Consider the following 11,155-nt stretch of genomic DNA (forward strand, 5'->3'; position numbering starts at 1 on the left):
CTACGAGAAACGGGCCTACATCTACCTCGGCACCGTCACCCTCGCAGCACTCATCATCTGGCTCCGCTCATGATCCGAGAAACAGCGCCTAGTCGACGAGGGCGAGCCCTTCGCCACTCGTGCGCGGCAGCCGAGATCGGTCTCATGAAGACCGCACCGGCCACCAGGAGCGTTCCCGCCCCATGACCGACACCACCGCCCGCGTCCGTGAGCTGAACCTCTACCGCCAGTACTTCGACCTCGTCGCCGCGGGCACCAAGACCATCGAGGTGCGGGTGAAATACCCGCACCTCGCCGACCTCGCAGCCGGCGACACCATCCGCTTCCGGATCAAGGGCACGGATGAGACCTGCAAGGTGAGGGTCAAGCGGGTCACCGAGTACTCCGACTTCGAAGCCCTGCTCGACGGCGAGGGCCCCGCCAACGTCAACCCCACCGCCACCCGCGACCAGCAGCTCGCCAACATCCGGGCCATCTACCCACCCGAGAAGGAAGCACTCGGCGCGCTGGCCATCGAGATCCAATACGCTCCTGATGTTGCAACCTGACCTGGAGGGTGATTGCCGCGCCCAGCTCCGGCGGAATCGCCGGCCGCCCTTCCCCAGTCCGGAGCGACGAGCGAGATCCGCCTGCGGCGTTCCGCTCGGATGGTCAGACCATGCCTGACTCGTAGGCGGCGATGACGAGTTGGACTCGGTCGCGGGCGTCGAGCTTGGTCAGCAGACGCGCCACGTGGCTCTTGGTGGTGGCCATGCTGATGTACAGGTGGGCGGCGATCTCGGCGTTGGACATGCCCCGTCCGATCAGGGTCAGCACTTCCCGTTCGCGGCCGGTGATCCCCTTGATCTCACGTCGGCGTCGGGCGGGGACGGCGCCCCGGCCGGTGAACTCTTGGATCAGGCGGCGAGTGACCCCGGGTGCGATCAGGGCGTCACCGGCGGCGACGACGCGGACCGCCGCCACGATGTCGTCCAGCACCATGTCCTTGATGAGGAAGCCGCTCGCGCCGGCGTGCAGCGAGGCGTAGACGTTCTCGTCGTCGTCGAAGGTGGTGAGGACGACCACGCTCGCCGAGGTTCCTGCCTTGATGAGCCGGGTGGCCTCGATGCCGTCCATGACGGGCATCCGGATGTCCATCACGACGACGTCGGGATGGACATCGGTGGCCAACTGGACCGCCGCGGCGCCTGTCCCGGCTTCGCCGACGATCTCGATGTCCGGGATGTCGTTGATCAGCATGCGCAGTCCGGCGCGGACTACCGGCTGGTCGTCGGCAAGGAGCACACGGATCGTCATATGGGCAGCCTAGCAACGACCCGGAAGCCGCCTTCGGTCCGCGGTCCGGAGCTGAAGTGGCCGTGCAGCAGGGCGATGCGCTCGCGCATTCCGGTGATTCCGTAGCCGTTACGCGGGTTCGTAGTCGCCCTTGCGAGTCCGTCGTCGGTGATCTCGACGGACAGCTCCTCCTCCTCGTACACGACGCGGACGAGGCAGTGGGCGGCTTCGGCGTGGCGTACGACGTTGGTCACCGACTCCTGGATGACGCGGTAGGCGGCGAGCTCGATCTCAGGGGTGAGCGGTCGTCGTCGGCCATGCCACTGCACCTCGAGCCGCACCCCGGCGTCCGCCGCCGTCGCCGCCAGCCGGTCGACGTCCTCAATACCCGGTACCGGGGTGGACGACGCTGGTTCCGGGTCGGTCTCGCGCAGGACGCCGAGCATGCGCCGCAGCCCGGTCAGTGTCTCCCGGCTGGTCTGTTCGATGATGCCCAGCGCCTCGCGCACACCGTCCGGCTGGCTGTCAACGGCTCGCTTCGCCGCACCGGCTTGGATCGCGATGGCACCGATGCTGTGGGCCACCATGTCGTGCATCTCCCGGGCGATCCGCAGCCGCTCGGCCTGGACCGCCTGCATCGCGGCCTGTGCTCGCAGGGCCTCGGCATGGTCCTGCCGCAGTCGAATCCAACTGCCGAGGATCCAGGCGCCGGCAGTGGCCACGACGAGGACCGACCACGGACCGGTGAGGACCTCGAGGGCCCCAGCTCCCGGGACGAAGGCCGTCGCGGCCAGCACCCACACGGCCAGCACGCCGCCCACCGCGCCGGTGGCGGCCCTGCGCGAACGGGTGACGGCTATATAGAAGACCAGGACGTCTGCTGCGAGGAACAGTGGCCACGTCGTATCCCCGCACATCCGGGCCACGACCGCTTCGGTCAGCAACACCGCAAGGACCGGCAACGGTCGGCGGCTCGCCCAGCCGACCGGCCATGCCATGAGCAGAGCCATCCCCACCAAGGCCCAGCGCCCGATGTGAACGAAGTGACCGGAGGGCAGGAAGACCGGGTGCACGGGTTGAGGCATCGCGGTGTACAGAACCAGCGCGAACACAGGGACGGCGCACCAGCCGAGTGCCGCCAGCGGGTCCAGCGGCAACCGGCGCGGCAAGGCCGCGGGGGTAAGGAGGCGGGGTCGCACCCGGCGATGCTATCCACCGAGGTCGACGGTGGTATCGGACCGTGGTCTGCATCCCGTGGGCTGACAAGGCGGGAGCCCGCAGACCGATGTGACACGACCCGGTCACCGACAGCCTTGGAGGCGTGATCGAAATCAACCAGCTGACCAAGCGCTACGGCAGCGTACTGGCCGTCGACGGTCTGACCTTCTGTGTCCGACCCGGGCAGGTGACCGGGTTCCTTGGTCCCAATGGCGCCGGCAAGACCACCACGATGCGCATGCTTCTCGGCCTGAACGCACCCACCAGTGGCACCGCCACCATCAACGGCCGTCGCTTCCAGGACTTCGGTACCGGCCTGTGCCACGTCGGCGCCCTGCTGGACGCGGGTGACGTCCACCGGGGGCGCACCGCGAAGGCACACCTGGCCGCACTGGCCCGCAGCAACGCCCTGCCACGCCGCCGGGTGCAGGAGGTGCTTGAGATGGTGGGTCTGGGCGAGGCGGGCCGTCGGCGGGTCGGCGGGTTCTCACTCGGCATGCGTCAACGCCTGGGGATCGCCACCGCCCTGCTCGGCGATCCACCGGTCCTGCTCTTCGACGAACCGATCAACGGCCTGGACCCCGAGGGCATCCGGTGGGCTCGCGAGCTGTTCCGTCGCCTGGCCGGCGAGGGACGTACCGTCTTTGTCTCCAGCCACCTGATGAGCGAGATGGAGCACACCGCCGACCACCTCGTCGTCGTCGGCGGCGGCAGGCTGCTCGCCGACGAGTCCCTCGCCGACTTCGCCGCCCGCGCCACCACCGCAGGGGTCACCGTGCGAACGCCCGACCCGGCTGTGCTGGGCGAGGTGCTGCGCACCGCGGGAGCCTCGGTGCTGTCGCAGGGCCGCGACGGCCTCACCGTGACCGGCCTCAGCGCGGCTCGCGTCAACGAACTCGCCTTCACTCACCGTGTCCTGGTCCACGAGGTCGCCGCGCACGACGGAACGCTGGAGGACGCCTTCATGGAACTGACAGCCGCCAGCGTCCAGTACCGCGCCTCAGCCATGACCGAGAGGAGCACGGACCGATGACCGCCCTCTCGACGCCCCCCACAGCTGCCACCCGCCGCGCCGCTGCCGGACCTGCCCGCTGGCGCGATCTGCTCGGCGCCGAGTGGATCAAACTCTGGTCGCTGCGCTCGACCCCCATCGTGCTGGGCGTCCTCCTCGTCTTCTACCTCTACCTGGCCTACCGCGCCGCTCAGCTCGCCCACGACTCCTATCCGACGTGGCCCGCCTTCGCCAAGCTCGACCCCGACCCCGCGCACGACGCCTTCGACTTCCCGAAGTTCCTCCTGCTGATGGCCACCACCGGCACGGTCGGCGCAATGAATGTCGCCGGTGAACACGCGAGCGGACTGATCCGCACCACCCTTATCGCTGTGCCAGCCCGAGGCCGCGTGATACTCGCCAAGGTCATGGTGGTGAGCGCCGTGCTGGCCGTCCTCGGCCTGCTCATCGGCATCGGGTGCTGGGGCATCACCCTGGCCGTCATCTCGGACCGGATCACCGGCTTCTCCTTCACCACCCCCGGCATCTGGCGTCTCATCGCAGGCACCACGGTCATGGTCCCGGCCTGCGGCCTGATCGGCATGGCCGTCGCCACACTCATCCGCAACACGGCCGGCACCGTCTTCGCCGTCCTCGTCTTCTTCCTCGTCGGTCCACTGGCCGTCAAGGCGCCCCTCCCCCTGCTGTCCGCCAATCAGCGGGCAGACCTGGGCAACGCCCTTCCCGCATACGCCTGGGGCCGCCTGGCCATCATGAGCCACGGGCACCTCGTCGAACACGTCTCCTCCATCCCGACGGCCTGGATCTCGCTCACCGTCTGGGCCGCCGTCTCGGTCGCCATCACCGTGATGGTCCTGCGCCACCGCGACGCGTGACGGCGCCACCGACGCCGGACACCTGACGAAGCACGCCCCACTCTGGACTGACACATGCGACAAGGAACCCCTTATGGTCACAACCACGAGACCGACAGCAGTCGCGGCCGGTGCCGAACTCCGCGGCCGATTCCGCAACCTGCTCGCCGCCGAACGGATCAAACTCTTCTCGCAGCGCTCGACCTACGTCCTGCTGGCACTTGCCCCGGTGATCGCCATCTGCGGTGAGTGGTTCACCTGCTCGGGTGTCCACCTTGTCGGCGCGTCGGCGCATGCCGCTTACGATCCGCTGAGAGGTTCCTTCAACTCCGGCACGTGGGGCTTCCTCATGGTCGGCGCCAGCATGCTCGGTGTCCTGGCGATGAGCAGCGAGTACTCCAGTGGACTGATCCGCACGACCTTCCTCGCCGTCCCGAACCGCCTGCGTGTCGTACTCGCCAAGGCGGTCGTCCTCGCGAGCGTCACGTGCGTCGTCGGCCTCATCACCGCGATCGCCTCGTTCATCACCGCCCAGACGATCCTGTCCGGCGACCAACTGGGCATCTCGATCAGTCAGCCCCGTGTCCTGCAAGGCTTCGTGGCATCCACCGCAATCCTGCCGGTATGCGCGGTCATCGGCATGGCCATCGGCACACTCATCCGAACCGCCGCGGCCGCCCTGTTCACAGCCGTCCTGGCCCCGGTCCTGCTAGGCGCCGTACCTTCCGGCAGCAACCAGTTGACGGCCGCCCTGAGTAACTCGGCACCCCAGAACGCGTGGAACACCCTGACCAGCCTCGGCACCGAGTGGGACAGCGTCGGTCCCTTCCCTCCCACGGCACTCCAGTCCTGGACCGCGCTCGCCTTCTGGCCGCTCCTCACCCTTCTCGCCGCCCTCGTCCTCGTGCGCCGCCGTGACGTCTGATCGGTCCACACGGCTGGTCTTGACCCGCGGACCGGTGAGACGGTGCCGATCAGCTGGATCAACAGTCCGCACACAGTCCGCAAGACACCCACTCAAGACCGTCGCACCCCATCGCCACCAATCGCCAAAAGGCCAGGTCAGCGCCCCAGGAAACATCCCCGCAGGTCACCGACCTGGCCGATTACTAGTGCCGCATCAGGCAACGTTTGCCCTGTCGACCACCTCGCGTAGGCGTTCGTCGGCGACATGCTTGTTCCGCCAGACATCCGATGCGGTTGATCTGTCAAGCGGCCTTAGCGACGTCGGGTGCCTTGGGGGTGAGGAAGGCGATCGCTTCGTCGTAGTCAGTGCGGACGGTGAGGCAGTGGTGCAGGCAGCCGAGCATGCGGTTGAAGGGGTGTCTCTGGGCTGCGGTGTGTCGGTCGCCGACCTCTCTGCGGCGGTCGTAGTGGGTTCGGGCACCGGGTGAGGCTGTCAGGGCGGCGAAGGCCCAGACGTAGCCGACGGCGGCCAGGCGCTGGTTCTTGACCCGGCGTGCCATGACCGCCACGCTCTTGCCGGACGCTCGGGTGACCGGTGCGGCCCCGGCGAAGGCTTTCAGGCCCTTGGCGTCGGTGAAACGGGATCGGTCGTCACCGATCTCGGCAAGCACCCTGGCGCCGGTGAGTGACCCGAGCCCTGGAAAGCTGGTGATGATCCGCGCGTCCGGGTGCTGCTCAAAAGACTCCACTGCCGCCCGCGCGAGGTCGTCCGCGCTGGTGCAGGCGATCTCGAGTTTCCGTACCAGCGTCATGGTCTGGCGGCCCATCGCGTCTTCCACCAGCGGCAGTTGTCGCATGTGGGGCTGTCGGAAGATCTCGTGCAGCCGTTCGGTCTCCGCGTCGATACCGCGCTGGCGGCCGGCCTTCTTCAGCAAGGCCCGCAGCTGGGCGCGGGTGAGCTTGGTGGCCTGCCCCGGGGTGGGGGCTGAAGCCAGGATGACCAGGGCCGCGGGGGCGCATAGGCCTTCGCGGGTACTGAATGCCTCCAGCGCGGCGGGGAAGTATTCGTGCAGGTGAGAGCGGAGTTTGTTACCGGCCTGGGTGCGGTCCCAGACAGCGTCCTGCTGGGCTCGGGCCAGCACCGCGATGGCCTGGGCCAGCTCAGAATCGCGGGGCAGCTGCCGGTGGGCTGCGGCGTCGGTGCGCAGGATGTTGGCCAGGACCATAGCGTCCAGGTGGTCGGATTTGCGGCGGGAGACCGCGTGGCGGTCGCGGTAGCGGGCGGCGGCCATCGGGTTGATGGCGTAGACGGGGCGTCCGGTGGCGCGCAGGCATGCCACCAGCAGGCCGCGGGAGGTCTCGATCGCCACCGGGATCGGGTCATCTCCGGTGTCGCCGTGGGCGGCGAGCAGGTCGATCAGTTGTTGCAGGCCCGGCGAGTCGTCGCGGATCCGGGCCTTAGCTAAAAGGGCCCCGCCCTGGTCGACCAAAGCGACATCGTGATGATCGCTGGCCCAGTCGATCCCGCAGTACACGTACATGATGTGCTCTCGCGTCCTCTTGATTCGGGGTGCATTGCTGCTGGTCGCAGCCTCGCAGGATCACGCGTCTCCCTAATGGAAGGGCTCGATGGCCCAGCATCCGATTAGCCGTTCGTGACCCCAGCTGTACGCAGGGGCCCTCGATCTTGACCAGTGCTCGAAGGGCTCCGGGCGCAATGAGAGGTGATCCCTGCGAATGGCTTGGACCACGAACAACAACGATCCGATCATCTGTCTGGATGTGACGCCGCCGGTGGAAGCCGGGGCCGGCCCGTCTCTGCAAGGGCCCGGCGCCAGGCATGGCCACGCCCATCAGGACGTACTGGAACGGCGGGCGGTGGCCGCCCGTGGGCAGACCAGGTCAGTCTGGCGATGGGGCTGTCTGCCCTGATGATGTATAGACCTTGGTCCTGTCCACGGTGGCAGCCACGGAGCAACCGCCGTTCACTGCCCATTAGATGATGTAGCGGCGGATCATGCTGCCCTGCTCCTTGTGGCTGGTGTGGTCGGTGCCGTCCAGCGCGAAGTAGCGCAGGGCGGTGAACTGGGCCTCGATGCGGTTGAGCCAGGAGCTGTTGGTCGGTGTGTAGGCGAGTTCCACGTTGTTGGCTGCGGCCCAGTCGCCGACCCGGGTGTCCTTCTTCGTGGTCAGGTGAGGGGAGAAGTTGTCGAGCACGATCGCGATCCGGATCTTTGGCGGGTAGAGGCTGCGCAGGTAGCGGCAGAACTCCAGGAACCTCGTCCGGTTCTTCCTCGGCTTGATGTGGCCGTAGAGCTTGTCCTTGCCCAGGTCGTACGCGGCGAACAGGTGCCTCACCCCGTGCGGGCGGGTGTAGGTCGCCCGCCGCCGGGGACGGGGCTCCCGGTTGGGATCCTTGTGCCGTCCGCCGCGCTCGGCCCACTGCCGCCCGGGATGGGGCTGGAGGTTGAGCGGGCCGAACTCGTCCAGGCAGAAGACAACGTCGGGCTCGCCTTCTTCGGGTATGACGTCGCCGTCGGCGATCGCGTAGAGGTGCTCGACGCGGGCCTTCTTGGCGGCGTAGTCGGGGTCGCGGGAGGTCTTCCAGGTCTTTATGCGTTGAAAGGAGACGCCCTCCTCGCGGAGCAGGGCCCGAAGGCCCTCGTGGCTGATGTCGTCGACCACCCCCTCGGCGACCAGGAAGTCGGCCAGCTTGGCCAGGCTCCAGGTCGAGAACGGCAGGCCATGCTCGACCGGCTTGGACTTGGCGATCTTCTTGATCTCCCGGCGCTCCGGGAGCGTGAAAGTCTTCGGGCGCCCGCCCTTGTACTTCGGGTAGAGCGAGTCGAAGCCGTCGACGTTGAAGTTGTGGATCACATCCCGGACCCGGTCCGTGCTGGTGAACGTCACCTCGGCGATCTTCGCCACGGTCATGCCCTGCGCGGACAGCAGCACCATCTGCGCACGTCGCCAGGTCACCACCGATCCGCTGCCTCTACGGATTACCCGCAGCAGGCGCTGCCCTTCATCGTCATCGATCTCGCGTACACGCACACGTTCAGCCACCCGCACAGTCAAGAAGGTTGAAGTGCGGCGTCAATCCTCCGCGTCGGCTGCCTCGATGGCCGTCAGTGTCACGGTGCCGTCGTCCGCGACCGACCAACCGGGGTTGTGGCACGCCTCCCAGCGGTGGCCATCAAGGTCGGCAAAGTAGCCGTGGTAGCCGCCGAACGCTGCGCGCTGCGGCTCTTTGAGGACAGTCGCTCCTGCCGCACGGGCCCGCTGCATGGCCTCGTCGACTTCGGCGGGCGAGTCGAGGTTCTGGGCGAGAGTAAAAGGCGTGCCGGCCGTTGCTGGATGTCCGGTGTCGGCACCGAGGTCAGCCAGAGGGAAGAGCGCCAGGGCCAGTCCCTTGCCGATCTGGTAGAAGACGATCTCGTCCAGATCGAGCAGCGGTGTCCAGCCCAGGCCATGGCTGTAGAACTGGCGGCTGACTTTCAAGTCTTCGACACCCAATGTCACCAGGTTCAACTGCTGGTTCATGAATCGCCCCCATGCGCCGGTAGGAGATCGCCACCCGGCGGCAACGCTACCGCCACGACAGGGCGAACGTTGCCTGATGCGGCACTAGCTTGACTCTGTCGGGGATCTTGGAGTTGCCGAGGTCAGCTGCCCAGGGTTCGCCAGGCTACGAGGGACCATGCTCGGACGGCCCGGCAGCCGCGACCAGGTGTGATCGAGTGCCGGCACCACAGCCGCGTTCACCGATGAGCGGCCAGCACTGCCGCGAGGCCCTCTTGCAGATCTTTGACGAAATACTCGGGGACCTCCAGCGACGGGAAATGTCCTCCCCTTTCGGGCTCCCTCCATCGGACGATCTGTCGATACCGCTCCTGCGCCCAGGGGCGCGGACACTTCTCGACGTCGCGGGGATACATAGTGAGTGCCGACGGGACGTCGACCCGAAGTTCCGGGTCGAGCGAGTTGTGGCTTTCGTAGTAAATGCGGGCCGCCGACGCGCCGGTCCGCGTCAGCCAATACAGGGTGACGTCGTCAAGAACCCTGTCCATGGAAATCGCCTCGAACGGGCTGTCTTCGGTGTCTGACCACTCGGCGAACTTGTCAAGGATCCAGGCAAGAAGCCCGACCGGTGAGTCGACGAGCGAGTAGCCGATGGTCTGTGGTCGGGTCGCCTGCTGCTTCGCATAAGCCGCACGGTGGCGCCAGAATTCGCGGGTTTCCTCGGCCCACTTGCGCCCGACCGCAGTCAGCCCGTCCGTGGTCAACCCGGGCGGTGCCTCCGCGAACGTTGTGTGGATGCCGAGAACATGCGCCGGGAACCTGCCACCGAGAACCGTGGTGATATTGCCTCCCCAGTCACCGCCGTGGGCTGCGAACCTGCTGTAGCCGAGCCTTCCCATCAGCTCCACCCATGCGGCCGCGATCTTTTCGGTTCCCCACCCGGTGGTGGTCGGCTTGTCGCTGTAACCAAAGCCCGGTAGCGATGGAACCACGACGTGGAACGCCGGCGCGTCTGCATCTTTCGGTTCTGCCAACTCGTCCACTACATCGATGAACCGAGCAATGCTGTCCGGCCAGCCGTGCGTCAAGATTAGAGGAGTGGCATCTGCGCGGGCGGATCGGCGGTGCAGGAAGTGGATTCCCAGCCCATCGATGGTCGTGCGGAATTGGCCGATCCCGTTGAGGCGCGCTTCGAACGACCGCCAGTTGTACCCGGTGCGCCAGTAGTCCACGACCCCGACGAGGTCGGCGAGAGGAACACCCTGTTCCCATCGGCGCGGGTCGGGCGCGGCGCGATGGACCGTCTCGGCCTCCGGTAGCCGCGCCACAGCCAGTCGCGCGCGCAGATCGTCGAGGTCGGCGTCAGTTGCGTGGGCTTTGAATGGTTGCACGTCACTGGTTGGACGGGGCATGAGACCTCCTAGCCATCGCGGAACCGGCTAAGACGGTTCTAGCAGTTCTCCAAGCTACGCCGCAACCGGCTAAGGTGGTTCCATGCGTGCTGAGTTCCCTGACTTCCACCTCGGCAAGGTGCTGGCGACCAGCTTCACGGGGACCCTGTCGGAGCGTCATGGCAACGCCGTGGAGCGCATTCCCGCGCCGCAGCGGCTCATCGACTGGCTGACGGTGAACGGCCTCGCTGTGGACTCCTGTACCGCCGCCCAGCTCGACCTCGCCCGGGAACTGAGGGAGTCGATTCACGCCGCCGCGACAGCGGCCGCCCTTCAGGACGCTCTCCCCGCGTCTGCTGTCCAAGTCATCAATGACTTCAGCGTTCAGGGTCGGGCCGCGGCGATCCTGACCCCCGAGGGCACGCGGCGATGGCGGCTCAGCTCGGCTTCCTGCGTGGAAGATGCCCTCAGTGTGATCGCCGCCGACGCGATCAGCATCATCGCGGGCGAACGAGACGGAAAACTGGCCTTGTGCGCATCACCGACCTGCCAAGCCGCCTTCTTCGACACCAGCCAAAGCCGCACCCGCAAATGGTGTGACATGAACACGTGCGGGAATCGTCAGAAGAAAGCGCGCTTCAATGCCAAGCAGCGCAAAAACTCCAAATCAGCGGAGTGATCGTTACCTCGGTACATCCAAGTGGGCCCCGCGCCGGCGACACATCTGCCCCCGCCACACCGACCGCACCGAGGTCCAGCGGTCCGCACACAGTCCGCAAGACACCCGCTCAAGACCGTCGCACACCATCGCCACCAATCGCCAAAAGGCCAGGTCAGCGACCCGCAGTAAAGATCCCTGCAGGTCACCGACCTGGCCCATTACTAGGACTTGTCCGGCCGATCATGTGACTGGTCCGCGCCCGGGTCGTTGAGGGGCACATGGGGCGGGGCGATCTGACAGATGCCGAGTGGGAACG

10 protein-coding genes and 1 pseudogene are annotated in these 11,155 nt (G+C 67.0%); 5 read left to right on the forward strand and 6 right to left on the reverse strand.

Annotated elements, in window-relative coordinates:
- The first annotated feature begins 182 nt into the window (after positions 1–182).
- On the forward strand, positions 183–548 hold the full coding sequence (locus ACZ7L1_RS38875) for an ASCH domain-containing protein (protein WP_471444391.1): 366 nt from the start codon (positions 183–185) through the stop codon (positions 546–548).
- Between the two features lie 103 nt (positions 549–651).
- On the opposite strand, the gene ACZ7L1_RS38880 is transcribed toward ACZ7L1_RS38875, so the two are convergent.
- Together ACZ7L1_RS38880 and ACZ7L1_RS38885 are read right to left on the reverse strand one after the other, a co-directional pair.
- Positions 652–1,296 (reverse strand): response regulator, encoded by a 645-nt coding sequence (locus ACZ7L1_RS38880; protein WP_471444393.1) that lies wholly within the window; start codon positions 1,294–1,296, stop codon positions 652–654.
- A complete protein-coding gene (locus ACZ7L1_RS38885) occupies positions 1,293–2,474 on the reverse strand; it encodes a sensor histidine kinase (protein WP_471444395.1) in 1,182 nt (393 codons plus the stop codon). The genes ACZ7L1_RS38880 and ACZ7L1_RS38885 overlap by 4 nt, the downstream gene beginning before the upstream one ends.
- Positions 2,475–2,596: 122 nt before the next feature.
- On the opposite strand from ACZ7L1_RS38885, the gene ACZ7L1_RS38890 reads away from it, so the two are divergent.
- The 3 genes from ACZ7L1_RS38890 to ACZ7L1_RS38900 all read left to right on the forward strand — a co-directional run bounded on the left by ACZ7L1_RS38890 (position 2,597) and on the right by ACZ7L1_RS38900 (position 5,284).
- Positions 2,597–3,526: an ABC transporter ATP-binding protein gene (locus ACZ7L1_RS38890; protein ID WP_471444396.1), complete on the forward strand. Its 930-nt coding sequence runs from the start codon at positions 2,597–2,599 to the stop codon at positions 3,524–3,526.
- The gene (locus ACZ7L1_RS38895) at positions 3,523–4,380 is read left to right on the forward strand and encodes an ABC transporter permease (protein WP_471444399.1); all 858 of its coding nucleotides are present in this window, start codon (positions 3,523–3,525) and stop codon (positions 4,378–4,380) included. The genes ACZ7L1_RS38890 and ACZ7L1_RS38895 overlap by 4 nt, the downstream gene beginning before the upstream one ends.
- A gap of 73 nt (positions 4,381–4,453) precedes the next feature.
- Positions 4,454–5,284 carry a hypothetical protein gene (locus tag ACZ7L1_RS38900; RefSeq protein WP_471444401.1) on the forward strand — a complete coding sequence of 277 codons (831 nt, stop codon included), beginning with the start codon at positions 4,454–4,456 and terminating at the stop codon, positions 5,282–5,284.
- Positions 5,285–5,567: 283 nt separating this feature from the next.
- Here the strand turns inward: ACZ7L1_RS38900 and ACZ7L1_RS38905 are convergent, their stop codons facing one another.
- The 4 genes and pseudogenes from ACZ7L1_RS38905 to ACZ7L1_RS38920 form a co-directional block, all read right to left on the reverse strand.
- On the reverse strand, positions 5,568–6,806 hold the full coding sequence (locus ACZ7L1_RS38905; RefSeq protein ID WP_471444403.1) for an IS110 family RNA-guided transposase: 1,239 nt from the start codon (positions 6,804–6,806) through the stop codon (positions 5,568–5,570).
- A gap of 457 nt (positions 6,807–7,263) precedes the next feature.
- Positions 7,264–8,331: pseudogene (locus ACZ7L1_RS38910) on the reverse strand (IS630 family transposase); the annotation flags it as partial.
- A gap of 30 nt (positions 8,332–8,361) precedes the next feature.
- Complete coding sequence (locus ACZ7L1_RS38915) at positions 8,362–8,808, reverse strand: VOC family protein (RefSeq protein WP_471444404.1); 447 nt, start codon at positions 8,806–8,808, stop codon at positions 8,362–8,364.
- Positions 8,809–9,026: 218 nt separating this feature from the next.
- Entirely contained in the window at positions 9,027–10,199 is a 1,173-nt protein-coding gene (locus ACZ7L1_RS38920; protein ID WP_471444406.1) for an epoxide hydrolase family protein, read from the reverse strand.
- A gap of 82 nt (positions 10,200–10,281) precedes the next feature.
- Here ACZ7L1_RS38920 and ACZ7L1_RS38925 point away from each other — a divergent pair, with 82 nt between their 5' ends.
- Positions 10,282–10,857 carry a CGNR zinc finger domain-containing protein gene (locus ACZ7L1_RS38925; RefSeq protein WP_471444408.1) on the forward strand — a complete coding sequence of 192 codons (576 nt, stop codon included), beginning with the start codon at positions 10,282–10,284 and terminating at the stop codon, positions 10,855–10,857.
- Positions 10,858–11,155 lie beyond the last annotated feature (298 nt).

This window comes from Streptomyces sp. NPDC107546 (assembly GCF_055639175.1).